The sequence below is a fragment of the Sphaerisporangium sp. NPDC049457 genome (genome assembly GCF_055586705.1).
In genome coordinates this window covers 39,244-63,971 of sequence record NZ_JBVJHR010000030.1, presented here as the reverse complement: position 1 = coordinate 63,971, position 24,728 = coordinate 39,244, and the positions used below count along the sequence as shown (strand labels likewise).

Annotated in this window: 20 protein-coding genes; 10 read left to right on the top strand and 10 right to left on the bottom strand. The window is 71.5% G+C overall.

Annotated features, from left to right (window positions below; translation table 11 throughout):
* Window positions 1-40: 40 nt before the first annotated feature.
* Window positions 41-631: a TetR/AcrR family transcriptional regulator gene (locus ACZ6QO_RS35550; protein ID WP_465857523.1), complete on the bottom strand. Its 591-nt coding sequence runs from the start codon at window positions 629-631 to the stop codon at window positions 41-43.
* Window positions 632-748: 117 nt separating this feature from the next.
* On the opposite strand from ACZ6QO_RS35550, the gene ACZ6QO_RS35545 reads away from it, so the two are divergent.
* Window positions 749-1,708 carry a carbohydrate kinase family protein gene (locus tag ACZ6QO_RS35545; RefSeq protein ID WP_465857522.1) on the top strand — a complete coding sequence of 320 codons (960 nt, stop codon included), beginning with the start codon at window positions 749-751 and terminating at the stop codon, window positions 1,706-1,708.
* 7 nt (window positions 1,709-1,715) lie between these two features.
* Window positions 1,716-2,948: an aminotransferase class III-fold pyridoxal phosphate-dependent enzyme gene (locus ACZ6QO_RS35540; RefSeq protein ID WP_465857520.1), complete on the top strand. Its 1,233-nt coding sequence runs from the start codon at window positions 1,716-1,718 to the stop codon at window positions 2,946-2,948.
* A gap of 56 nt (window positions 2,949-3,004) precedes the next feature.
* On the opposite strand, the gene ACZ6QO_RS35535 is transcribed toward ACZ6QO_RS35540, so the two are convergent.
* Window positions 3,005-4,117 (bottom strand): GNAT family N-acetyltransferase, encoded by a 1,113-nt coding sequence (locus ACZ6QO_RS35535; RefSeq protein ID WP_465857561.1) that lies wholly within the window; start codon window positions 4,115-4,117, stop codon window positions 3,005-3,007.
* Between the two features lie 151 nt (window positions 4,118-4,268).
* Here ACZ6QO_RS35535 and ACZ6QO_RS35530 point away from each other — a divergent pair, with 151 nt between their 5' ends.
* The 3 genes from ACZ6QO_RS35530 to dop all read left to right on the top strand — a co-directional run bounded on the left by ACZ6QO_RS35530 (window position 4,269) and on the right by dop (window position 8,811).
* Window positions 4,269-5,129, top strand: coding sequence for a tRNA (adenine-N1)-methyltransferase (locus tag ACZ6QO_RS35530; protein WP_465857518.1), 861 nt, complete (start codon window positions 4,269-4,271; stop codon window positions 5,127-5,129).
* Between the two features lie 220 nt (window positions 5,130-5,349).
* Entirely contained in the window at window positions 5,350-7,113 is a 1,764-nt protein-coding gene (gene arc / locus ACZ6QO_RS35525) for a proteasome ATPase (RefSeq protein WP_465857516.1), read from the top strand.
* A 180-nt stretch (window positions 7,114-7,293) separates the two neighbouring features.
* The gene (gene dop, locus ACZ6QO_RS35520) at window positions 7,294-8,811 is read left to right on the top strand and encodes a depupylase/deamidase Dop (protein WP_465857514.1); all 1,518 of its coding nucleotides are present in this window, start codon (window positions 7,294-7,296) and stop codon (window positions 8,809-8,811) included.
* A 53-nt stretch (window positions 8,812-8,864) separates the two neighbouring features.
* Here the strand turns inward: dop and ACZ6QO_RS35515 are convergent, their stop codons facing one another.
* Window positions 8,865-9,746, bottom strand: coding sequence for a serine/threonine-protein kinase (locus ACZ6QO_RS35515; RefSeq protein WP_465857512.1), 882 nt, complete (start codon window positions 9,744-9,746; stop codon window positions 8,865-8,867).
* A 390-nt stretch (window positions 9,747-10,136) separates the two neighbouring features.
* Here ACZ6QO_RS35515 and ACZ6QO_RS35510 point away from each other — a divergent pair, with 390 nt between their 5' ends.
* Entirely contained in the window at window positions 10,137-10,346 is a 210-nt protein-coding gene (locus tag ACZ6QO_RS35510; RefSeq protein WP_189167324.1) for a ubiquitin-like protein Pup, read from the top strand.
* Between the two features lie 368 nt (window positions 10,347-10,714).
* Here ACZ6QO_RS35510 and ACZ6QO_RS35505 read toward each other — a convergent pair whose 3' ends face one another.
* The 7 genes from ACZ6QO_RS35505 to ACZ6QO_RS35475 all read right to left on the bottom strand — a co-directional run bounded on the left by ACZ6QO_RS35505 (window position 10,715) and on the right by ACZ6QO_RS35475 (window position 19,877).
* Window positions 10,715-11,116 (bottom strand): SDR family NAD(P)-dependent oxidoreductase, encoded by a 402-nt coding sequence (locus tag ACZ6QO_RS35505; RefSeq protein WP_465857510.1) that lies wholly within the window; start codon window positions 11,114-11,116, stop codon window positions 10,715-10,717.
* 209 nt (window positions 11,117-11,325) lie between these two features.
* Window positions 11,326-14,190: a glycoside hydrolase family 38 N-terminal domain-containing protein gene (locus tag ACZ6QO_RS35500; RefSeq protein WP_465857508.1), complete on the bottom strand. Its 2,865-nt coding sequence runs from the start codon at window positions 14,188-14,190 to the stop codon at window positions 11,326-11,328.
* 37 nt (window positions 14,191-14,227) lie between these two features.
* The gene (locus ACZ6QO_RS35495) at window positions 14,228-15,463 is read right to left on the bottom strand and encodes a CehA/McbA family metallohydrolase (protein WP_465857506.1); all 1,236 of its coding nucleotides are present in this window, start codon (window positions 15,461-15,463) and stop codon (window positions 14,228-14,230) included.
* Window positions 15,460-16,524: an ABC transporter ATP-binding protein gene (locus tag ACZ6QO_RS35490; RefSeq protein ID WP_465857505.1), complete on the bottom strand. Its 1,065-nt coding sequence runs from the start codon at window positions 16,522-16,524 to the stop codon at window positions 15,460-15,462. Before ACZ6QO_RS35490 ends, ACZ6QO_RS35495 begins: the two co-directional genes overlap by 4 nt.
* Window positions 16,521-17,405, bottom strand: coding sequence for a carbohydrate ABC transporter permease (locus ACZ6QO_RS35485; RefSeq protein ID WP_465857504.1), 885 nt, complete (start codon window positions 17,403-17,405; stop codon window positions 16,521-16,523). The genes ACZ6QO_RS35490 and ACZ6QO_RS35485 overlap by 4 nt, the downstream gene beginning before the upstream one ends.
* Window positions 17,402-18,286 (bottom strand): carbohydrate ABC transporter permease, encoded by an 885-nt coding sequence (locus tag ACZ6QO_RS35480; protein WP_465857502.1) that lies wholly within the window; start codon window positions 18,284-18,286, stop codon window positions 17,402-17,404. Before ACZ6QO_RS35480 ends, ACZ6QO_RS35485 begins: the two co-directional genes overlap by 4 nt.
* Window positions 18,287-18,503: 217 nt before the next feature.
* Entirely contained in the window at window positions 18,504-19,877 is a 1,374-nt protein-coding gene (locus tag ACZ6QO_RS35475) for an extracellular solute-binding protein (RefSeq protein WP_465857500.1), read from the bottom strand.
* Between the two features lie 253 nt (window positions 19,878-20,130).
* On the opposite strand from ACZ6QO_RS35475, the gene prcB reads away from it, so the two are divergent.
* The 4 genes from prcB to ACZ6QO_RS35455 all read left to right on the top strand — a co-directional run bounded on the left by prcB (window position 20,131) and on the right by ACZ6QO_RS35455 (window position 24,655).
* Window positions 20,131-20,952, top strand: coding sequence for a proteasome subunit beta (gene prcB / locus ACZ6QO_RS35470; RefSeq protein WP_465857559.1), 822 nt, complete (start codon window positions 20,131-20,133; stop codon window positions 20,950-20,952).
* 39 nt (window positions 20,953-20,991) lie between these two features.
* Window positions 20,992-21,831, top strand: coding sequence for a proteasome subunit alpha (prcA, locus tag ACZ6QO_RS35465; protein ID WP_465857557.1), 840 nt, complete (start codon window positions 20,992-20,994; stop codon window positions 21,829-21,831).
* 201 nt (window positions 21,832-22,032) lie between these two features.
* A complete protein-coding gene (pafA, locus tag ACZ6QO_RS35460) occupies window positions 22,033-23,391 on the top strand; it encodes a Pup--protein ligase (RefSeq protein ID WP_465857498.1) in 1,359 nt (452 codons plus the stop codon).
* 310 nt (window positions 23,392-23,701) lie between these two features.
* On the top strand, window positions 23,702-24,655 hold the full coding sequence (locus tag ACZ6QO_RS35455; protein WP_465857496.1) for an FKBP-type peptidyl-prolyl cis-trans isomerase: 954 nt from the start codon (window positions 23,702-23,704) through the stop codon (window positions 24,653-24,655).
* Window positions 24,656-24,728: the final 73 nt, after the last annotated feature.

The following is a 24,728-nucleotide window of genomic DNA, read 5'->3' as shown; positions in this document are numbered from 1 at the left end:
GTTGCCCGATCATGATGCACGGGCGCGGCCTCGCCCGCGTTCAGGGGGTCAGGCGGTCCAGTTCGGCGGACATGAGGCGGGCCAGCGCGTCGGGCGGCAGGCGGTCGGGGTAGAGCAGGCGGTGCAGGCTCAGCCCGTCCACCAGGGCCAGCAGGCGCTCGGCGACGTCGTCGAGATCCTCGCCGGTGGCGATCTCGCCCGACGCCGCGGCGGCGTCGAGCAGGGTGCGCACGAGGTAGCGCAGCTCGCCGGCCTCCTCGCGCTGCACCTCCAGCAGCCTGCCGCCGGCCAGGCTGCGGCCCCAGAACCCGACCTCCAGCGCCGTCTCCTGCGCCCGCTCGTCATCCAGGGGGAGGTTGTCCAGCAGCACCTCGCGCAGGGCGGCCAGCCCCGACCGCCCGGTGAGCTTGTCCTTCAGGCGCCGCACGATGCGCCGGTGGGAGGCGCGGAGCGCCGACAGCAGGATGTCGTCCTTGTCGGCGAAGTAGTGGGTGAGCACGCCGTTGGAGTAGCCGGCCTCCTTGGCGATGGCCCGGGTGGTCGCCGCGTCGATGCCCTCGCGCAGGATGACCCTGCGAGCGGCGTCGACCACCTCCTCGCGGCGCTCCTGGTGATTGACGATCTTCGGCATGCCCGTCCCTCCGCGCGAAGCCCCCGGTGTCCGTCCGATGCCTTGACATTTTAGTCGGACGCCCGTCTATTATCCGGCAATCCCTGCAATTCGCCCGTATCCGACGAAGGAACCGCCATGACCGTCCTCACGCTCGGGGTGCACATCGTCGACGTGCTCGCCAGACCCGTGGAGTCCATCCCGCGGGGCCAGGACACCCACCTGCTGGAACAGATCAGGGTCACCGCCGCCGGGGCCGCGGCCGGCACGGCCGTCGACCTGGCCGGGCTCGGGGTGCCGGTCGCCTCCGCCGGGGCGGTCGGCGAGGACGAACTGGGCGACCTGCTGCTGACGCTCATGGCGCGGCACGGCGTTGACGTGCGGGGCGTCGTGCGCAAGGCCGGCGAGCAGACGGCCGCGTCGATCCTGCCCATCCGCCCCGACGGCGGCCGGCCCTCCTTCCACGTGCCGGGCGCCAACCTGACCTTCGCCGCCGCAGACGTGGACCCCGCCGCGGTGACCGGGGCGCGGGTGGTCCACCTCGGCGGCATGGACGTCACCTGGGGCCTGCACGACCCGGCGTTCTTCGAGCTGCTCGGCGCCGCCCGGCGGGGCGGGACGCTGGTCACGATGGACCTGCTGTCGAACATGCCCGATCTCATGCAGGGCGCCCGCGCCTTCCTGCCCTATGTCGACCACTTCCTGCCCAACGAGGAGCAGGCGCTGCTGATCACCGGCGCGTCCACCGTGGAGGACGCGGCCGCCGAGCTGCTCGCCCAGGGCCCCACGGGCGTGCTGATCACGCTCGGCGCCGAGGGCAGCCTGGTCGCCACGGCCGGCGGGACGACGCGCGTGCCGGCGCTGCCGGTCTCCGTCGTGGACACCACCGGGTGCGGCGACGCCTACTGCGCCGGGTTCATCGCCGGCCTGCTCGCCGGGCGCGAGATCACCGACTGCGCCCGCCTCGGCACCGCCCTGGCCGCCCGGGTCGCCGGGGGGCTCGGCTCGGACGCGGGGCTGGACGGGCTGACCGCCGAAGGCCTCGGCCGCCTCGCCGGTGAGGGCTTCCAGGGACTCCACGCCACCGAAGGGATCTGAAGCGATCATGTCAGAGAGACCGTCCGACGCCGAACTGCGCGACAGGGCCGCCAAGGTCGTCCCCGGCGGCATGTACGGCCACCTCAACGCCGCCATCTTCGCCCCCGGCTACCCGCAGTTCTTCGTCCGGGGCGAGGGCTGCCGCCAGTGGGACGCCGACGGGCGCGAGTACGTCGACCTGATGTGCAGCTGGGGTCCCGTCATCCTCGGCCACCGGCATCCGCGCGTCGAGCAGGCGGCGGCCGCGCAGCAGGCCGCCGGCGACTGCCTGAACGGGCCCGGCCCGGTCATGGTCGAGCTCGCCGAGCTGATGGTCGGCACGATCCCCTCGGCCGACTGGGCGATGTTCTCCAAGAACGGCACCGACGCCACCACCCAGGCGCTCATGGTCGCCCGCGCCGCGACCGGGCGCGCCAAGGTGCTGGTCGCACACGGCGCCTACCACGGGGCCGACCCCTGGTGCACCCCCAGCCTGGCCGGGACGACGCCGAGCGAGCGCGCCGACCTGATCGAGTACCCCTACAACGACCTGGCAGGCGCCGAGGCCGCCGCGGCCCTGGCCGACGGCGACGTGGCCGCGATCATCGTCACGCCGTTCAAGCACGACTCCTTCGAGGACCAGGAGCCGGTCGACCCCGCCTTCGCCCGGGGGCTGCGCGCGCTGGCCGACCGCATCGGCGCCGCGCTGGTGATCGACGACGTGCGCGCCGGCTTCCGGCTGGACCTGCGCGGCTCCTGGGAGCCGCTCGGCGTGCGGCCCGACCTGACCGCGTGGAGCAAGGCCATGGCCAACGGGTACGCCATCGCCGCGGTCACCGGCACCGACGCGCTGCGCGGCCCCGCGCAGACGCTGTACTCCACCGGGTCGTTCTGGTTCTCGGCGGTGGCCATGGCGGCGGCCAAGGCCACCATCGAGACGCTGCGCGACATCGACGGCCCGGCGCTGATGGAACGGGCGGGCACGCGGCTGCGCGACGGCCTGGCGGCGCAGGCCGCCTCGCACGGGTTCGTGATCAGGCAGACCGGTCCGGCGCAGATCCCCTGGCTGTCCTTCGAGGGCGACACGACCTTGGAGAAGGGCATGTACTGGTCGAGCGCGTGCCTTCGGGAAGGGGTCTACCTGCACCCGTGGCACAACTGGTTCCTGTCGGCGGCGCACACCGACGCCGACATCGACCGGGCGCTGGCCGGCACCGACGCCGCCTTCGCCGCGCTGCGCGCCAAGTTCGGCGCCGACTGAGCGGCCGGGCGCCCGCGGGGCCGGGGCGCGCCGCGCGGCGGGAGCGGCCGCGCGGCTCAGCGGCGCAGGCGCACCCACTGCAGGTCGTCGTGCCGGGCGCCGCCCGCGCCGGGCAGCAGCGCCCTGACCAGGGCCTCCCGCTCGAAGCCCGCGCGCTCAAGCACGCGGTGGGAGGCGGTGTTGTCGACCGCCGTGCCGGCGACGATGCGGTACAGGGGAGTCCTGGCGAAGGCCCACTCGCACAGCAGGTTCACCGCCCGGGTCATGAACCCCCGGCCGCGGAAGCGCCCGGCCAGGCTGTAGCCGATCATGGCCTGGCCGAGCGCCTGGTTGACGTTCATGAGCTGGATGTGTCCGGCGAACTCCCCGGTGGCGGCGTCGGCGATGCCGAGCTCGGCCCGCTCGCCCGCCAGCCACCATGTGCCGGTGCAGCGGGCGCGGTAGACGCTCTCCTCGCGCAGCGGGGCCACCGGGGGGACGCTGCGCACCAGCACGTCACGCTCGCTCATCATGGCCTGGTAGGCGTCCACGTCGGCCAGGGTGAGCGGCGCGAGCCGCACGACGCCGTCCGAGAGCGACCCCCCGGGCAGGTCGGGCAGGTAGGACCGCTGCGGCGTGCCGGGGTCGGTGGCCAGGCGCGCGAACATCACCAGGTCGGTGCGGCCGCCGCCGTCCTTGCGGGCGATGGCCTCCCGCAGGACGCCTTCGCGGCGGAAGCCTGATGCCATCGCGACGCGCTGGCTCGCGGTGTTCTCCAGCGCGGTGAGCAGTTCGACGCGGTGCGTCCCGTGCTGATAGGCCCACTCGGTCAGGGCCCGGGTCACGATGGTGGCCACCCCGCGCCGGCGCGCCCAGGGGGCGATCATGTAGCCGACCTCGGCGGTGCCGTCGCTGACCGGCGGCTTGAGCAGGGCGTTGCCGAGCCACTCGTCGGTGACCGGGTCGGCGATGGCGAAGTACGCCCCGCCCGCCTCCCACGTCCCGGGGGCGGTCTCGGTGACGAAGACGCGCGCGTCGTCGGCGGTGTAGGGGACGGGGACGCTCGGGATGTAGGCGGCGATCTCGGGATCGGCGCAGGCCCGCGTGATCGCGTCGATGTCGTCCTTGCCGGGCGGGCGCAGCAGGTACGGGCCCGCAGGCACCGCCTCGCGGGGGAACCGGGAAAGCATGGGCAACAGCTACCAGCATCGGACGTAGAGCGCCAATCCATTTCTTCGCGGGATGCGCCACCCCAGAGGTGGCGTTCCACCTGATACCGGTCACCCCTGTGGCCGGACGCGCCCGCGCGGGCGGGCGGCGGGCGGATATAGCCTTGCGCGCATGGGTTTCCGCAGGCACGGGCCGTTCCGGCCCGGTGATCAGGTTCAACTGACCGACCCGAAGGACAAGCGTCACACCGTGACGCTCAAAGAGGGCGGTGTCTTCCATACGCACAAGGGCTCCATCCCGCACGACGACCTGATCGGGCTTCCCGAGGGCTCGGTGGTGCGCTCCTCGGGAGGGACGCCCTACCTGGCGTTCCGCCACCTCCTGCAGGACTACGCGGTCTCGATGCCGCGCGGCGCGGCGGTCGTCTACCCCAAGGACGCCGCGCAGATCGTGGCCATGGCCGACGTCTTCCCCGGGGCGAAGGTCGTGGAGGCCGGCGTGGGGTCGGGGGCGCTCACCTGCTTCCTGCTGCGCGCGGTCGGCGAGAGCGGGAAGGTCACCTCCTACGAGCGGCGCGAGGACTTCGCCGAGGTGGCGCGCAAGAACGTCGAGAAGTTCTACGGCGGTCCCATGGCGCAGTGGCGCCTGGTCGTGGGCGACCTGGTGGCCTCCATCGACGAGACCGACGTCGACCGGGTGATCCTCGACATGCTGGCGCCGTGGGAATGCGTGGACGCGGCGGCCAAGGCCCTGACCCCCGGAGGTGTTATCTGCTGTTATGTAGCGACAACGACCCAGTTGTCGCGTACGGTGGAAAGCCTCCGCGATCACGGAAGTTTCACTGAGCCGCATTCGTGGGAAACCTTGGTCCGCGACTGGCATGTCGAAGGTCTCGCCGTACGCCCGGGTCATCGGATGGTCGGGCACACGGGCTTCCTCGTCACGTCCCGTCGCATGGCGGACGGCGTCACGCCCCCGCCCAGGCGCCGGCGCCCCGCCAAGGGCGCGTACGGGGAGGAGTCCGGTACGTGAGCTCCCGAGGCCGCCGTGGTCCATCGCTGGGCGGTCATGCCCGCTCGCGAACCATGGGAACAGAAACCCGTGTGAGGCTGCTTACTAGCAATAGTCGCCTATAAGGCATTTAACACTGAACACTGGATGTAATGACACGAACACTCCCTGGCCAGGTTACGGATGCCCCCGAGATAGGTAGGGTCTTGAGTAGTCGCCCTCGACTGGGAAGGAGGTGACTGTGGCAGCTCGCGATGACGCTGAGGCTCGAGCCGCCCAGCGCGAACGGGAGGTCGCGGACCTCACAACTCAGGTCTCCTTCCTCCAGGAGGAGATCACCGCGTTGCGCCGGAAGCTCGCCGAGTCTCCACGGCAAGCCCGGGTCCTTGAGGAACGTCTCCATGAGTTGCAGGCCAATCTGGCCGCGGTCACCGGACAGAACGAACGTCTGGTGGCCACGCTAAAGGAGGCCCGGGACCAGATCGTGGCACTCAAGGAGGAAGTCGACCGGCTGGCCCAGCCGCCGTCCGGCTTCGGCGTCTTCCTGGAGGCCCGCGAAGACGGCACCGTCGAGGTGTTCACCGGGGGGCGCAAGCTCCGGGTGAACGTCAGCCCCGCGGTCGACGTCGACACGCTCAAGCGCGGCCAGGAGGTCATGCTCAACGAGGCGCTCAACGTGGTCGAGGCGCTCGGCTACGAGAGCGTCGGCGAGATCGTGATGCTCAAGGAGCTTCTGGAGGACGGCCAGCGCGCGCTGGTCATCTCGCACGCCGACGAGGAGCGCGTGGTCCGCCTGGCGGAGTCGCTGCTCGACCAGCCCATCCGGGCAGGCGACTCACTGCTGCTGGAGCCGCGCTCCGGCTACGTCTACGAGCGCATCCCCAAGTCCGAGGTCGAGGAGCTCGTGCTCGAAGAGGTCCCCGACATCTCCTACGAGGAGATCGGCGGACTGTCGCGGCAGATCGAGCAGATCAGGGACGCCATCGAGCTGCCCTACCTGCACGCCGACCTGTTCCGCGAGCACAAGCTGCGTCCCCCCAAGGGCGTGCTGCTGTACGGTCCCCCCGGCTGCGGCAAGACGCTCATCGCCAAGGCCGTGGCCAACTCGCTGGCCAAGCAGGTCGCCGAGAAGACCGGCCAGTCCGGCAAGAGCTTCTTCCTCAACATCAAGGGCCCCGAGCTGCTGAACAAGTACGTCGGCGAGACCGAGCGGCACATCCGCCTGGTCTTCCAGCGGGCCCGCGAGAAGGCCTCCGAGGGCACCCCGGTGATCGTGTTCTTCGACGAGATGGACTCGATCTTCCGCACCCGCGGCTCCGGCGTCTCCTCCGACGTCGAGAACACCATCGTCCCTCAGCTGCTGTCGGAGATCGACGGCGTCGAGGGCCTGGAGAACGTCATCGTCATCGGCGCCTCCAACCGCGAGGACATGATCGACCCGGCGATCCTGCGGCCCGGCCGCCTGGACGTCAAGATCAAGATCGAGCGGCCGGACGCCGAGGCGGCCAAGGACATCTTCTCGAAGTACATCACCACCGAGCTGCCGCTCCACGAGGAAGACCTCGGCGAGCACAGCAAGTCGCGCGAGGCGACCGTGGCCGGCATGATCCAGCGGGTCGTCGAGCGCATGTACACCGAGAGCGAGGAGAACCGCTTCCTCGAGGTGACCTACGCCAACGGCGACAAGGAGGTCCTGTACTTCAAGGACTTCAACTCCGGGGCCATGATCCAGAACATCGTGGACCGCGGCAAGAAGATGGCCATCAAGGCGTTCCTGGAGACCGGGCAGAAGGGCCTGCGCATCTCGCACCTGCTCGCCGCCTGCGTCGACGAGTTCAGCGAGAACGAAGACCTGCCCAACACCACGAACCCCGACGACTGGGCGCGCATCTCCGGCAAGAAGGGCGAGCGCATCGTCTACATCCGCACCCTGGTGTCCGGGAAGCAGGGCACGGAGGCCGGGCGGTCCATCGACACGGTCGCCAACACCGGCCAGTACCTCTGATTGACACCGGCATGCGACGGCGTGGTTCCTCCCGGAGCCGCGCCGTCGCTGTTTCCGCCCCGGCGGAACGGGCAGCCACCAAAGGGTCTGGTTGTGCGGGCGACGGTCTAGGCTCGTGGTTATGGGCGGCGTGACGGTGGAGGTCCGGGTGCGAGAGAGCACAGATGAAGGGCTGGAAGCGTGACGGTACGGCGGGTGATGGGCATCGAGACCGAGTACGGCATTTCCGTACCCGGGCAGCCGGGCGCGAACGCGATGGTGACCTCCTCACAGGTGGTCAACGCCTATCTGGCGGCCTCGGCCGCCCGGGCGCGCCGGGCCAGATGGGACTTCGAGGAAGAGAATCCACTTCGCGACGCCCGCGGCTTCGACCTGGCCCGCGAGATCGCCGACCCCACCCAGCTCACCGATGAGGATCTCGGGCTGGCCAACGTGATCCTCACCAACGGGGCCAGGCTTTATGTCGACCACGCCCACCCCGAGTACTCCACCCCCGAGTGCACCAACCCCCGCGCGGCCGTGATCTGGGACAAGGCCGGCGAGCGCGTCATGCACGACGCCGCCGTCCGCGCCTCGGCCATGCCGGGGAACGCTCCCATCCAGCTCTACAAGAACAACACCGACAACAAGGGCGCCTCCTACGGCTGTCACGAGAACTACCTCATGCGGCGCGCCACGCCCTTCGCCGACATCGTCCGCCACCTGACGCCGTTCTTCGTGTCCCGGCAGGTCGTCACCGGCGCCGGGCGGGTCGGCATCGGGCAGGACTCCCGCGGCGAGGGCTTCCAGATCAGCCAGCGGGCCGACTTCTTCGAGGTCGAGGTCGGGCTCGAGACCACCCTCAAGCGGCCGATCATCAACACCCGCGACGAGCCGCACGCCGACCCCGAGAAGTACCGCCGGCTGCACGTCATCATCGGCGACGCCAACATGTCCGAGATCTCCACCTACCTCAAGCTGGGCTCCACGGCCCTGGTGCTGGCGATGATCGAGGACGGCTTCCTCACCGGCGACCTGTCGGTCGAGAGCCCCGTGGCGGCGCTGCGCGCGGTCTCCCACGACCCGACGTGCAAGTACGAGATCACCCTGCGCGACGGCCGCAAGATGACCGCCGTCCAACTCCAGATGGAGTACCTGGAGCAGGCGCGCAAGTACGTCGAGGACCGCTTCGGCGCGGCCGTGGACGACATGACCAAGGACGTGCTCAACCGCTGGGAGTCGGTGCTCACCCGTCTCGCCGAGGACCCCATGCAGCTGTCCAGGGAGCTCGACTGGGTCGCCAAGCTCGAGATCCTCGAAGGCTACCGCTCGCGCGACGGGCTGGCCTGGTCGCATCCGCGCCTGCAACTGGTCGACCTGCAGTACTCCGACATCCGCCCCGAGCGGGGCCTGTACAACCGCCTGGTCGCCCGCGACCGCATGCACCGCCTGGTCACCGAGGACGACGTCCAGCGGGCGATCGAGCTGCCGCCCAACGACACCCGGGCCTACTTCCGGGGCCGGTGCCTGCGCCAGTACAGCGAGTCGGTGGCGGCCGCCTCGTGGGACTCCGTGATCTTCGACATCCCCGGCCGCGAGTCGCTGCAGCGCGTGCCCACCTTGGAGCCGCTGCGCGGCACCAAGGCCCACGTGGGCGAGCTGCTCGACCGCTGCCGCACCGCCGCCGACCTGGTCAGCGCCCTCACCGGCGAGCGCTGACCCGCCCGCCCCGCCCGGCCTCGCGCCGGGCGGCACGCGCCTCTGGCCGCGATCTACATTGTAAAGGCGCCGGGCGGGAAGATGCCGCTGCCGGTCAGGCGCATGGGCGGCACCGCGATGCCCTCCTTGCGCAGGATCTCCGAGAGCAGCAGCGCGGCCTGGTCGCTGGTGAGCCGCTCCCCGGGGTCGGGCTGCAGCAGCCCTTGCAGCAGCGTCCGCAGGGCCCCGGCCCGCCGGGGAAGGCGCACCTGCTCGGGCGGGCGGGCGGCGAGGACGTCCCCAGCGCCGGCGACGGGCGGCGGACTGCCCTCGACCGAGAAGTACAGCGTCGCGCCGAACGACCACAGGTCGGCCGCCTGCGTCGCCGGGTGCCCGCGCAGCCGCTCGGGGGCGATGTAGCCGGGGGAGCCGACGATGGGGCTGGTGTTGGTGTGGGTCTCGTCCTGCAGCACCGCGATGCCGAAGTCGCTGAGCACGACCCGCTCGCCGGTCAGCAGTACGTTCCCCGGTTTGATGTCGCGGTGCAGGACGCCGGCGGCGTGGGCGTGCCGCAGACCGCTGAGCAGGTGGAACCCGATCCACGCCGTCCAGTGGACCGGCAGGCGGCCGAGGTGCCAGGCCGTCGCCTGCAAGGTGAGCGCCTCCACCAGCTCCATGACGATCCAGAGGCGGCCGTCCTCCTCCAGCAGGTCGTGGACGGTGACGATGGCCGGATGGCTGAGCCGGGCGGCCGAGCGGGCCTCGCGCAGCGCGTGGCGCCTGGCCGTGTGCACGTCGAACCGGTCCCCGTGCTGTGACGGGCGCAGCTCCTTGATCGCCACGTCGCGGGCCAGGCGCTTGTCGTGCGCGCGCCAGACGATGCCCATGCCCCCTTGGCCCAGCGGCGAGATCAACCGGTAACGATCTCCGAGCAGCTGTGCGTGGTCCGCTTTCATTTCACCCGTTCATATCCGGCATCGTGACCTGCCCCCACGGCCACTCCGTCCGGAGTGGGATGCCTATGGGCGGATCACCACAGAATGCCATATGACCGGGGGTGACGATCAGATTTACACCAGTACGGCATGGGCGTGGCGGCCTGGCCGGGCCGCGCGGCCGGGCCGGTGTGATCCCGGCGACACGGCCCTCGGCGGGCGGATCCCGGCGCTATCAGACGGATAAATCGTAACAAGCCAGCAGATTTGCGACGGGCTGTTCCGGGGAGGTTGTCTGACGGGACGGCCCTCCTCCGGACGTCTGGCGTAGATCACGGGACGATCCGCGCGAAATGTCGTCGGGTTCGGGGAAGATATGAATCAGATGCGTCCCCCAAGCGGAGGTACCACATGGCGACGAAGGACACCGGCGGCCAGAAGCAGACCGGCCGGCAGGAGACCGAGGTCGAAGAGACCGAGGCGCAGGCGTCTCCGGACGTCCAGGAGCGTCAGGAGAAGCTCACTGACGACGTCGACGCGATCCTCGACGAGATCGACGAGGTGCTGGAGGAGAACGCCGAGGAGTTCGTCCGCAGCTACGTGCAGAAGGGCGGCCAGTAGGGCCGGAGGGTCCGGCCCACCCGCCTGGCGACGAGCACGGCGACCTCCCGCCCCGGGTGCGGGAAGCGCCTTGCGCCCTCAGGGCCGAGGCGCGACGACTCATCTCACCCATCGGCGGCAAGGACGCCCCCGCCTCATCCAGAGGCGATGAGGGCGAGTCCGCGCACCCAGAGAGGTGTACGCGAGCCCCCGGAGGGCGTTCGGGCGCCAATGAGCCCCGCTTCGCCCCCCGGGGGGCGCCCCGGCCGGCGAAGGAGGCAAGCGCTCCGGCCGAGGGAGCAGCCTCCCCGGCCCTGCCTCCATGACGCCGAGAACACCCACGGCCCGGCCCCTTCGGCGCCGCTCCAGGCCCCACGACCGGCCCCTCGCTACCAGGCGCTCGCACCGCCGTCGACCGGATAGTTGGCGCCCGTGATGTACGACGCCCGGTCAGAGGCGAGGAAGGCCGCCAGCTCGACGACCTCCTCGGGCCTGGCGAAGCGCTTGAGAAGCGTCTTGGCGGTGATCGCGTCCCGTGCCGCCTGGTCGTCGCCGAGATCGCGCTCGCCGGCCGGGGTCAGGACGGGCCCGGGGCTGATCGCCACCGCACGGATCCCATGGCGCGCGCCTTCGAGCGCGAACTGCCGCGTCATGCCGATGACGCCGGCGTTCGCCGCCGTGTGCCCCACCATCGGGGGGACCCCTCCGGCGATCATGCCCGCCATGGACGCGACGTTGATGATGACGCCGCCCCCGCGCCGCACCAGGTGGGGCCAGGCGAACTTCGACACGAAGAAGGGGATGGGTCAGGTGCGACGACGACGCCCGCGGGTGGAACGCCGTCCTCACCGACGCCGGCCTCGCCCGCCTGGAACGGGCGTGGCCGGTCAACCTGGCCAGCGTGCGCCGGCACTTCTTCGACCACCTCGACGGCATCGACCTCGCCCCGCTCGCCCGCGCGATCCAGCGCGTCGCGAGCGACGCCTGACGCGGGTCCGTTTCAGGCCAGGTGCACCGTCGCGATCTCGAAGGCGCGCAGCGGGAGCCGCAGGACGCCGTCAGCGGCCTCCAGCCGGTCGATCGGCCGGCCCGCGGCGTCCGCCCGCCAGGCCGAGGTGAACGGGCCGGTGATCACCGCCTCGGTCGCCGCAGGATGCCGGGCCACCAGGCGGGCCTCCAGCCGGCCGTCCCGCTCGCGCAGCGCGCCGAGCGTCACGCCGTCGCCGCTCACCTCCAGCCGGGACACCGGCGCGGCGGCCCCCGGGAGGGTGCCGGTGGGCGCCGAGCCGGGTACGGCCAGCAGGTCCAGATGGTGCTCCTCGGCGAGGCGGGGGAGGGCCGCCTGGTCCCAGGAGCCCTCGTACAGGTGCACCGCGAAGCGCGCCGTGACCGGGCCGGGGCACTGGGCCGCCGGGGTGGCGATCTGCGGGCCGGCCGGTTCGTCCCGGTAGGCGTTGTCGTTGCGCGACAGGTACCCCACCGCCCGCACCAGCGTCACCGCCATCTCCTCCGCCGGAGCCGCTCCGTCGCCGGCGTCCGGACGCTCGGATCGCGAGGGAAGGAGCTCGTACTCGCTGACGTGATCCAGGAGCACGGCCAGACCGCCGGCGGCGACGAACTCCGAGGCGGGGAAGGTGGGCAGCGGCACCTCGCCGCAGCCGCCCTCGGCGGTCAGCCCGCGCCGGACGACGGCGTACTGGCCGCCGGCGAACGACTCCGCGGCCGGGCGGGGGAGCGGCGCGTGCCAGCGCACGCGGTGGTCGCGGCACGGATTGCCGAACGAGACCGCGATCCTCGCGTACGGCTCACCGGCCCGCAGTTCCACGCGGGTGGTGACGGTGACCTCGGCCTCCCGCGGCGAGCGGCCCGAGCCCCGCGCGCCGGCCGGCCAGCGGTATCCGCGCGCGATCTCCATCGCCGAGACCAGCGGGCCTGAGCACTCCGGCGTGACCGTGACCCACGCCGGGACGTCCACGAGGCGGTCGTCCGCCGGCGGCGCGTAGTTGTAGGTGTCGCCCGCGTCCCCGCCGTCGACGATCCGGCCGACGCCCCGCGCGACCAGGCCGGACGGCGTGCTGAGCGTCAGCGTGCCGTCGCTCTCGGCCTGCACGCGCAGCAGCCCGTTGTCCAGCGCGTGCGGTCCGCCGCTTCGCGCTCCCGGCGCCTCGCCAGGAGTCTCCATGTCCCCTCGCCCTCCACGCTCGTCCGAGACGGGCACGGGGACGGAGGTGAGGGTCGTGCGGCCGAGGGCGGGGACGTGGACGCGGGCGGCGACGGTGACGACCGGCTCGGCGACCGTGCGGACCAGCCACGGACCCGGGCGGGCGGCGACCGCGCCCTCGACCGCGGCCTTCAGATCGGCGTGGCGGTAGGGGGTGGAGGCGTGCCGGCCCACCACGATCGTGAACACCCCGTCGCCGGCCGACCAGGAGACGATCTCGTGGCCGAACAGCTCCCGCTCGTGAACCCGCCCGAGCAGCGCGCCCAGGTCGTCCATGGCCGACTCGTCCAGCAGCGTCGGGGCCTCCGCGAGCCGTTGCACCGGCACCGCGGAGCCGTCGTGGGCGGCGAGCCCCGCCCGCTCCGCCGGCAGATCGGCGAGCACCAGGGCGGTGCGCGCGAACGGGGAGGGGTTGACGACGACGAGCTGGTCGCGGCGCGCGGTCGCGGCGAGCGAGGCGCAGACCAGGTCGACCACCGCCTGGCCGATCTGCTCGGCCTCGGCGATGCGCGCCCCGACCTGCTGGGCGGTCTCGTCGGCGCCGCAACCGGTGATGGAGTCGTGGCCGCTGCACGCGACGAGCCCCCGCCAGGCCAGCTCGATCAGCCGGCGGCTCGCCGTGCGCTCGCCCTCCCCCCGCCGATCCCGCCCGTCCCGCCCGTCCTGCCGGTTCTTCCCGTCCTGCCCGTCCCGCCGGTCATGTCCGTCCTGCCCGTTCCGCCCGGCGGTGGCCGCCGGTTCGCCGAGCCACAGGGCCGACAGCGGTTCGGCGTAGCGGATGACGACGCGTTCGGCGCGGCCCATGCCCTGCTTGAGGTCGACCCGGGCGGAGATCACACCAGGCAGGATGTTGGCGCGGGCGTGGGAGCGCAGCTCGCCCCGGACGACCTGCGGCCGCCCGCCGCCCTCCAGCGCGCCGGGAGACGCCAGGTGCTCGCCGAGGGTGGCCAGGCGCAGGCCGGCCCCGGTGATGCCGGCCGCGGGCGCCGAGTGGTCGGCGCCGTACATGGCCAGCAGCGGTCCCTCGGGACGCCACGGGCGCATGGTGGCGGCGAACACGGACAGCCGGTCGCCGAGCCCCTCCTGCGGGCCGGTGAACAGGGCCACCGCGTTCCCGTAGCCGCCGGGCAGGTACTGGGTGCGGATCACCGTGCCATCGGCGCCCTCCCAGTCGAACACGTCGCGCTCGACCGCGCCGGGCACCCCTCGCCACAGGCAGGCGACCGGCAGCCCGGCCAGGGCCAGCATCTGCGGCATCTGCGCGCAGTGCCCGAACTGGTCGGGAAGGTACCCCACCCGCATGGCGCCGCCGAGCTCTTCGGCGCCGCGCATCCCGTACTCGAGGTTGCGCATCAGCGTCTCGCCCGAGCATAGGAACTCGTCGGCCAGGATCGTCCAGGGACCGGCGGCGAAACGTCCCTCGCGGACGAACCCGGCGAGCTCCTCCCGGCGCTCGGGACGGATCTCCAGGTAGTCCTCGACCGCGGCGAGCTGGCCGTCCATCGTGAACCGGTAGGCCGGGTCGGCCGCCATGGTGTCGAGGACCTCGTCAAGCATCCGCACCAGGCCCATGCGGAAACGCTGGAACGGCAGGTACCACTCACGGTCCCAGTGGGTGTGCGGGACGACGACGATCTCGTTCACGACGGTTGCCTCCAGCCGGGTGCGATGGCGCGCCGGGTCAGGTGCACAGGGCCATGACCTCGTTGCGGGTGGTCTCCAGACGGTGCGGCCCCGGACGGGCGGGGACGGTGACGCGGTCGCCGCGGATCACCGACCGGTGGTCGGGCCCCCACAGCACCAGCCCGTCGGCGTCCAGCACCAGGAACTCCTCGCCGTGCCGCAGCAGCAGCGGCCCGTCCGGGCCGGCCGAGACGGCCGTACGGCCCGCCCGGACGCCCTCCACGATCGCCGCGCCCGCGAGCCCGGCCTCGGGCGGCTCCGCGAGCACCCACGTGGACGGCGCGCCGGGCGGGTGGTTCTCCTCGGGGCGGTGGTAGTCGCCGCCGCCGACGTAGACCAGGTCGTCACGCCATGCCTGCGCCCACGACAGCGGCGCGCCCCAGGTGCGGTCCCACCAGCCGGAGTGCCAGACCTCGGCGGTGCGGGGCCGCTCGGTGAAGGGATGGCGCCACGCGCAGTCGGCGCCCAGCGGATGGTTGACCGACAGCAGCCCGCCGCGGTCGCCCACCTCCCGCGCCCAGGCGTCGGCGGGCCGCCGGAAGTCGATCCAGCCGATGTCGCCGAAGGCGTTGGCGTGGCCGAGGTCGGTGGTGACCTCCTGGCCGGGGACCAGCGTGATCCCCGCGCGCGCCGCCGCCGCGGGCAGCTCGGCGTGGTGGCTGACGGTGTTGTGGTCGGTGACGGCCAGGAAGTCCAGCCCCTCTGAGCGGGCGAGCGCCGCGAGTTCGTCGATGGTGAGGACGCCGTCGGAGTGCACGGTGTGGGCGTGCAGCTCGCCGGCCTGCCACCGCAGGCCGTCCAGGCCGGGCAGTCCCCGCCGAGCCGAGGCCGGCGCCACCGGGGACGGCGGGGGAGCGGCGGGCGGGTCCGGCGGCGCGGGCGGCGCGGCGTGCGGGGTCACGGTGATCTCGTAGGCGACGCCGTCCAGCGGGACGCGGTACAGGCCGACGAGCGCCCGCCAGACGCCCTGCTCGGGCTCCCCCGGCAGGTAACCCGGCGTGGCCCACGACGGCGTGATCGTGTAGCGGGAGCGGGCGCCGCCCGACCAGCCGCGGAAATGGGAAGGGCCCTCGCAGCCGAGGTCGAGCACGCCGGCGGACCGGTCGTAGGACAGCTCCACCGTGAACGCCCGCGCGCCGGCCGGCAGCTCGAACGGCACCCCCCACACCTGCTTGACCAGGCGGTCCTCCAGCGTCCACCGGCCGCTCAGCCTGATCGGCGGCAGGGCGGTCACGGGGCCACCAGCTCTCCGTCGCGGTACACCAGGGCGCGCGGATGGCGCGGGACGGCCCACGCGGCGGCGCCGGGCGCGGGCTCGGCGTCCTCCGGGACCACCGCCTGGACCAGGAGCTCGCCGGCGTCCGACGGCACTTCGAGCGTCACGAGGAACGACGTGCCCAGGTTCTCCACGACCGAGACCCGGCCGGCGAAGGCGTCCTCGCGGGCCGTGGCCGACAGGTCCATGTACTCAGGGCGGAGCCCGTACACGATCTCCTGCCCCTCGGCGAGGCCGCCGGGCAGGGGCAGGACGGCCCCGGCCACCCGCAGCGCGCCGTCCTTGACCACGCCGGGCAGCAGGTTCATCGGCGTGGAGCCGATGAAGGAGGCCACGAACGTGCTGGACGGCCGCTGGAACACCTCAGCAGGCGTGCCGACCTGCCTGATCCGCCCGGCGGACATGACCGCGATGCGGTCGGCCATGGCCAGCGCCTCGCTCTGGTCGTGGGTGACGAACACGGTGGTGACGGCCAGCTCGCGCTGGAGGCGTTTGAGGAACGTCCTGGCCTCCAGGCGCATCCGGGCGTCCAGGTTGGACAGCGGCTCGTCGAACAGGAACACCGTGGGGTGGCAGGCGATGGCCCGCGCCAGCGCCACCCGCTGCTGCTGGCCGCCCGACAGCTGGCCCGGCCGCCGGGCGAGCAGCTCCGACAGGCTCAGCCGCGCGGCCGTCTCCGCCGCCTTGGCCTCCCGCTCGGCGCGGGGCACCTTCCTGATCCGCAGCGGGTAGGCGATGTTGGCCGTCACGTCCATGTGCGGGAACAGCGCGTAGTCCTGGAAGACCATGGCGACGTCCCGCCTGCCGGGCGGCAGGGCCGTCACGTCGGCCGAGCCGATCGTGATGCGCCCCGAGGTGGGGGTCTCCAGGCCGGCGATCGTGCGCAGCAGGGTGGTCTTGCCGCACCCGGACGGGCCGAGCAGCGCGAAGAACTCCCCGTCGGCGATCTCCAGGTCCAGGGCGTCGACCGCCCGTACCCCGCCGGGGAACTCCTTGGTCAGGCCGTGCAGCGAGATCACCGTTTGATCCCTCCGTGGAAGCGGAAGCCGTACTTGCGGCTGACGAACACGTACATCAGGACGACGGGGAGGGAGTACAGCAGCGAGAACGTCGAGATCAGGTCCAGGTGCGGCGAGCCGCCCTCGGTGTAGAGGGTGTACAGGATCACCGCGCCCGGGGACTTGTCCGGGTCGCGCAGCAGGATGAACGGCGTCAGGAAGCTGCCCCACACCGAGGCCACCGCCCACACCGCGATCGTCGCCAGCCCGGGCCTGACCACCGGCACCACGATGTGCCACAGGATCTGCAGCGGGCTCGCGCCGAACACCCGCGCCGACTCCTCGTAGGAGGTCGGCGTGCCGTCCATGAAGTCCTTCAGGATGAAGATCGCCGCCGGGAGCAGGCCGCCCGACAGCGTCAGCACCACGCCGAGGTGGGTGTCGATGAGGTTGAGCCGGGTGGCCAGCTCGAAGATCGGCACCATGGCGGCGGTGCCGGTCACCACCGACGACAGCAGCAGCAGGACGTACAGCAGCGCGTCCCTGCCCGGGATCCGCACCCGCGACAGCGCGTACGCCGCCAGCGCCGCCAGCACCACGACCAGCACCGCGCTGCCCGCCGCCTGGAGCACCGAGTTGCCCAGCGAGGTGAGCACGTACGGGTTGTCGAACAGGGCGCGGAAGTTGCCGAGCGTGAACTCCGGCACCGACGCGGTGATCGTCGGATGGGCGTCGAACGGGGCGGTCGCCAGCCACAGCAGCGGCAGCGCGAAGAACCCCGTCACCGCCGCGAGGAACGTGGCCCGCCCGATCGCCGCCACCGCGTGGCGCACCCGGGCGGCGTCCGCCCGCGCCGCCCGCGCCGCCCGCGCGGCCGTCTCGCGGTCTTGTTCCACGGTCATGCCGCCACCCCCCGGCGGCCGCGGAGCAGCCGCAGGTACACCAGCGCCAGCACCAGGTTGATGATCAGCACCAGGAACGACACGGCCGCGCCGAACCCGAGCCGCCCGCCGCTGAGCGCCACGTTGTAGATGTACACCGGCAGGATCTCCGACCGGCCCTCGGGGCCGCCCGCCGTGATCTGGAAGCTCGTGAAGTCGTTGAACGTCCACAGGCTGATCAGCAGCAGGTTGGTCAGCATGTGCCCCTTGATCCGGGGGAACACCACGTCGCGCAGTTGCTGGAAGGTCGAGGCCCCCGCCAGGCGGGCCGTCTCCAGGTGCGAGGGCGGCACGTTCTCCAGCGCCGCCCCGTACAGCATCATCGAGAACGCGGTGCCCCGCCAGGTGTTGAACACGATGATCGACAGCATCGGGTGGTCCAGCAGCCAGGCGAACCCCGGCGTGTGCAGCAGGGCGTTCAGCGTGCCCTGGTCCCGGTCGAGCAGGGCGATCCACAGGAACGCCACCACCGACGAGGGCAGGATCCACGCCAGCAGGACCAGGCCCTCGACCACCCGCTTCACCGGCCCCGTGCGGTTGCGCAGCGCCCAGGCGATCGAGAAGCCAAGCCCCGCCTGGCCGATGATCGCCGAGCCGAGCACGAACTGCGCCGTCAGCCACAGCGAGGTGCGGAACCGCTCGTCCCCGAGCGCCTCGGCGTAGTTGTCCACGCCCACGATCTGCGGGTCGGCGGCGGCCAGCCCGGTCAGGCTGAAGTCGGTGAGTCCCAGGTAGATCGTCCAGAGCGCGGGGAAGATCAGGAACACCCCGATGAGGACCATGGCCGGCAGCACGAACCCCGCCGCCCTACCTCTCCCCAGCCCTGCCGCGTCTGTGTTCATGGCGCTCGCTTCGTGTTCATGGCGCTCGCTCCGCTCGCGCGGAGCGAGGAGGCCCTTGAGCCGGTGGTCTTCCTCGTCACTCGGAAACGCTCGTTCCTCGCGTTTCCTCCTTCCTCGTCAGACCACCGGCGCGTCCTCGCTCGCGCGCCGGCGAGGACCTCACACATGGAACACGTGGACGGCATCCAGTGCATCAGGACGCTTTGCGCCATCGGGATCATTGGGCGATGTTGGCGGGGCCGCCTACGAGGGATTCGAGTTTCTTCTGGTAGGCGGCGGCGGCCTCGTCGACGCTCTTGCCCGCGACGACGTCGGCCGTCGCCTGCTGGAGGGCGACCGAGACCTGCGGGTAGACGGCCAGGCCGGGACGGTAGCTGGTGATCGGCAGGACCTTCTGGGCGACGAAGCCGAGCATCGGGGCCGGGGCCAGCACCTCGTCGTTGACGTCGGTGCGGGAGGTGATGCGGGCCTCTCCGGCCAGGCCGGCCTTGGTGGCCTCGGCCGAGTGCATGAACGACAGCAGCTCCCAGGCGAGCTTGGGGTTGTCGGATCTGGGGTTGAGCGCCCGCACGGCGCCGCCGGACATGCTGACGAAGTCCTGGCCGCGCACCCCGGCTCCTGGCTGCTTGGCGGGGATCAGCGCGTAGCCGACGGCCTTGTCGCGGTCCTGCATGGGGGCGACGCCGGCCTTGGGCTCGACGACCGAGCGCCAGAAGTAGTCGCCCTCGGCCAGGACGCCGATCTTGCCCTCCGCGAACGCCTGGAAGGACTTGTCGCGGCCCTTGGCCTCCTGCTGCAGGCGGGGGTCGCCCAGGCCGGTGGTGTAGATCTGCCGGTAGAAGCCGAGGACGTCCTTGAGGCCCTGGGAGGCGCCGGCCCACTTGCCGCCTGAGAAGATCTCGGTGCCGGTGCCCGCCAGCAGCGGCAGCGCGCCCTGCATGCTGGTGGCCTCGCCCATGGCGGTGCCGGCGTTGATCTGCAGGGGCGTGGGCACGCCGGACCTCTTCAGCGCCGTGCCGGCGTCGATGATGTCCTGCCAGCTCTTGGGCTGCCAGTCGGCGGGCAGGCCGGCCTTGGCGAACAGGGTCTTGTTGTAGAACAGGACGCGCCCGTCTGTGCCCTGCGGCAGGCCGTACTTCTTGCCGTCGAAGGTGCCGAGGCCCTGCACCGCCTCGGGGATCTGGCTCCAGCCCTCCCACTGGTCGACCTCGGGGCCGGCCGTCTCCGTGAGCGGCTTGATGTAGCCGGCCTGGGCGAACTCGCCGACCCAGATGCCGTCCAGGTCGACGATGTCGGCGCCGGCCCCCGACTTCAGGTCCAGCGCGATCTTCGTCTTGTACTGCTCGTCGTCGACGCCGTTCGGCTGGAACAGCACGTGGACGGTCTTGCCCTTGGCCTTCTGGGCCTCCTCGAACTTGGGGATGAGCCAGTTCTTGGTCCAGTCGGCGGTGGCGGAGTTCTTGCCGCCGGAGATGGCGTTGGCCGTGATCGTCAGGGTGGTGTCATCGGCTCCGGAGGATCCTCCGGAGCCGCAGGCGGTGAGGGAGAGCGTGGCGGTGGTCACTACGGCGAGGGAGCGTGCGAGTCTCAACGGAAGGACCTCCCCTTGGGGACGAGGGGGTGGGAGTGCCAAGGGTTGTGTTGTCATGTCACGACAACTCGACAATCGCATGCCCGGTCTGATCCGTAAAGGTGAATTTTGGGGAAGATGGTGCTCGATGGGCGAAAGCGGTTCGCCGTGAGCTGATCGTGGGAAGTGCATCCACGACAGCACCACGAGTAGGGTCGGCGTAGGAGTTGTAAAGCGCTTGGGAGGGAGTCGCGTGGCAGCACAGCGGGGCTGGATGAACAACCTGTTCCTGGACACGGGGTCGACGTCGTTCACCGAGTTCGTCGGGTCCTACGCTCCAGGGCTCCTCCCGGGGAGATTCGACTCTGCGGCCTCCGCGGCCTCCGTGGGCGACAAGATCCCGCACGCCACGACCATCGTCGCGGCGACGTTCGCGGGGGGCGTCGTCATGGCGGGCGACCGGCGGGCCACCTCGGGCAACTACATCTCCCAGAAGGACATGCAGAAGGTCTTCCGCACCGACGACTACTCGTGCGTGGGCATCGCGGGCACGGCCAGCACCGGCATCGAGCTGGCCCGGCTCTACCTGGTCGAGCTTGAGCACTACGAGAAGCGCGAGGGCCGCATGCTCTCGGTCGACGGCAAGGCCAACCGGCTCGGGGCGATGATCCGCGGCAACCTGCCGATGGCGATGCAGGGCATGGTCGTGGTGCCGCTCTTCGCGGCCTACGACGAGGAGTCCGGCACCGGCCGCATCTTCTCCTACGACGTGGGCGGCGGCCCGTACGAGCAGACCAACTATGCCTCGATCGGCTCGGGCTCGCTGTTCGCGCGCGGCGCCCTGAAGAAGCTCTACCGCGAGAACGCCTCCGCGGAGGACACCGTGCTCGCCTGTGTCGAGTCGCTCTACGACGCCGCGGACGACGACTCGGCGACCGGTGGTCCCGACGTCACCCGCAAGATCTGGCCGCTGGTCACGGTGATCACCGAGGACGGCTTCCGCCGACTGTCCGACGAGGAGGTCGAGGCGTACGTCCGGCAGGTGCTGGACCGCCGCATGAGCGACCCCGACGGCCCGACCGCCCCGCTGCGCTAGTCACCACCCACGGCCACGAGAGGATCACCACCGGTGTCCATGCCCTTTGGATATGTGTCCCCCGAACAGGAGATGCGGGACAAGGCCGATTTCGCGCGGAAGGGCATCGCGCGCGGCCGCAGCGTCGTGGTGCTGCAGTACGAGAACGGCATTCTGTTCGTCGCGCCGAACGCCTCCCGGGCGCTGCACAAGATCAGCGAGATCTACGACCGCATCGGCTTCGCCGCGGTCGGCAAGTACAACGAGTTCGAGGCCCTACGCCTCGGCGGCATCCGCTACGCCGACATCAACGGCTACACCTACGATCGCAGCGACGTCACCGCCCGGGGCCTCGCCAACCTGTACGCCCAGTCTCTCGGCATGGTGTTCACCGAGTCGCGCAAGCCGTACGAGGTCGAGCTGGTCGTCGCCGAGATCGGCGACGCCCCCGAGGACGACCAGATCTACCGCCTCACCTTCGACGGCTCGGTCACCGACGAGCACGGGTTCGTGGTGATGGGCGGCGTGGCAGACACCGTCGCCGGCCGCCTGAAGGACCGCTTCCGCCAGGGCATGCCGCTCTCCGAGGCGCTGGACGCCGGCCTGGCCGCGCTGACCGAGCCGGGCGGCGAGCGCCCGCCGGTGTCGCAGCTGGAGGTCGCGGTGCTCGACCGCACCCGCGAGCACCGCAAGTTCCAGCGCCTGACCGGCCCCCGCCTCGAACGGCTCCTCGACGCCGCGGCGTCCGCCGAGTCCGGGCCGGCCGCCGAGCCGCCGGTCGGCGAGGCCGGGGAGGCCGGGGAGGCCGGGGAGGCCGGGGAGGCCGGCAAGCCGGGCGCCGCCGGCGACACGCCGGCCACCGCCCCCGAAGGCGAGATCGACACCGGTTCGGGCGCCTGAGTCCCGCCCGACTCCGCCGATGTCCGGCCCGCGTCCCGGCTCCTCCGCCCCGGAGGGCCGGGACGCGGCCTGTTACGGGCGGCGAAAGATCGGGTGGAATGGGGAGATCTACCCTCCCTAGAGGTCACGGTAGGGGTTCCTCGCCCGGAAACCCGGCGAAGATCTCTCCCCTCCGGCCTCCGGGGGACATAGTGTGATGTGATGGATCGTCGCATCTTCGGCTTGGAGAACGAGTACGGCGTCACCTGCACGTTCAGGGGTCAGCGCAGGCTGTCCCCGGACGAGGTGGCGCGCTACCTCTTCCGCAGAGTCGTGTCCTGGGGCCGATCGAGCAATGTCTTCCTCCGCAACGGCGCCCGCCTGTACCTCGACGTGGGCAGCCACCCTGAGTACGCCACCCCCGAGTGTGACAACGTCGTGGAGCTCGTCACCCACGACAAGGCGGGGGAGCGCATCCTCGAAGGCCTGCTCGTCGACGCCGAGAAGCGGCTACGCGAAGAGGGCATCGCCGGTGACATCTACCTGTTCAAGAACAACACCGACTCGGCGGGCAACTCCTATGGCTGCCACGAGAACTACCTCGTGGGCAGGCACGGCGAGTTCGGCCGGCTCGCCGACGTCCTGATCCCCTTCCTGGTGACCCGGCAGATCATCTGCGGGGCCGGCAAGGTGCTGCAGACGCCCCGCGGCGCGGTCTACTGCGTCTCCCAGCGCGCCGAGCACATCTGGGAGGGGGTTTCGAGCGCCACCACCCGGTCGCGCCCGATCATCAACACCCGCGACGAGCCGCACGCCGACGCCGAGCGCTTCCGCCGGCTGCACGTCATCGTCGGCGACTCCAACATGAGCGAGGCCACGATGCTGCTCAAGGTCGGAGCCACCGACCTGGTGCTGCGCATGGTGGAGGCCGGCACGGTCATGCGCGACCTCAGCCTGGAGAACCCGATACGGGCGATCCGCGAGGTGTCGCATGACATGACCGGCCGCAGGCGCGTGCGCCTGGCCAACGGCCGCGAGGCCTCCTCGCTGGAGATCCAGCAGGAGTACCTCGGAAAGGCCCGCGACTTCGTCGACCGCCGCGGCGGCGACGCGATCACCCGCAGGGTTCTTGAGCTGTGGGAGCGCACGCTGCGCGCGGTGGAGACCGGCGACCTCGACAGTGTGTCGCGCGAGATCGACTGGGTGACGAAGTACCAGCTCATCGAGCGCTACCGCAACAAGTACGACCTGCCGCTGTCCTCTCCGAGGGTGGCCCAGCTCGACCTCGCCTACCACGACGTGCACCGCAAGAGAGGGCTGTTCTACCTCCTGCAGCGGCGCGGCGCCGTGGAGCGCGTGGCGTCCGACCTGAAGATCTTCGAGGCCAAGTCGGTGCCGCCGCAGACGACCCGCGCCCGGTTGCGCGGCGAGTTCATCCGCAAGGCGCAGGAGAAGCGCCGCGACTTCACCGTCGACTGGGTGCACCTGAAGCTGAACGACCAGGCCCAGCGCACCGTCCTGTGCAAGGACCCGTTCCGCAGCGTGGACGAGCGGGTGGACAAGCTCATCGCCGGCATGTGAGCCGCCGCGGCTCCGGCGCGCGCCCGGCCGGCGCCGCGCCGGGGTCCGCGTGCTCGTGCCGCGCCGGAGCCGCGGCCGGTGAAACTTTCGGCAGATCGGGCGTGCCGTATCGTTCGAGTACCGCCGCGCCGGGGTGCGCGGACGGCCGCCGGCACCTGTCCGCCGGGCGTCGTCCCAGCTCGGAGCCTGCGCGCAGGCAGCCTGACCCGAAGGCATGGTCACGCTTCGGCAAGATCGCGTCGCGCGGACTCGTGCGGTCTTGGGCGTCGGGTAGTGTGACGCGAACGTGACGTCTCTCCGAGGGATACCCATGCGCCGACTGGCCGTTCTCGCCGCTCTGCCGTTGCTGTTCGCCGCCGCCTGCGGTAGCGGCGGTGACGTCACCGCCAAGACCGGCGCCTCCGGCACGTCCGGCAGCGGCGTGAAGGTGGCGGGTGACTTCGGCAAGAAACCGCAGGTCACCTTCCCCAAGGGCACCCCGCCCGCGACGTCGTCGTCGCAGACGATCACCCCCGGCCAGGGCGCGCAGGTCAAGGACGGCGACTCGGTGGTCGCCAACCTCACCGCCTACAGCTGGGACGGCAAGACCAACGCCGCCTCCGGCTCCACCTACGACGACGGCGCGCCGCAGCTGATCAAGGTCGATCCCAAGCTTCCCGCCGTGGTGTACAAGGCGTTCCAGGACAGCAAGCCCGGCGGGCGCTTCCTCGCCGTCGTCGCAAAGGACAGCCTGACCCCCGACCAGGTCGAGCAGGCCAAGTCGCAGGGCGCCGACACCTCCATCGCCAGCGTCTACGTCGTCGACGTGATGGGCGTGCCCACCGCCAAGGCGGCGCAGGGCACCGCGACCGACCCCGGGGTCGCCGGCGTCAAGCTGGAGAACCCCGGCGGCGACCAGGCGCCCAAGCTCACCACCAAGACCGACGCGCCGGCGCCGAAGGGCCTGGTCACCAAGACCGTGATCAAGGGCACCGGCCCGGTGGTCAAGTCCGGTCAGACGATCCTGGTGCAGTACACCGGCAAGATCTGGGGCACCGACAAGGAGTTCGACAGCAGCTGGGGCCGGGGCGAGCCGGTGATGTTCCCGATCGGCGTCGGCAAGGTCATCAAGGGCTGGGACCAGAGCCTGGTCGGCCTGCCGATCGGCAGCCGGGTGCTCGTCACCATCCCGCCGGACCTCGGTTACGGCAAGGCCGGCTCCGGCGACAAGATCAAGGGCACCGACACCCTGGTCTTCGTCGTCGACGTCCTCGGCGCCTACTGATCCCGGGGGCCCTTCCCGCTTCGCACGCACGGCCGCACTCGGCGCCCTTCCCAGGGCGCGACGTGCGGCCGTT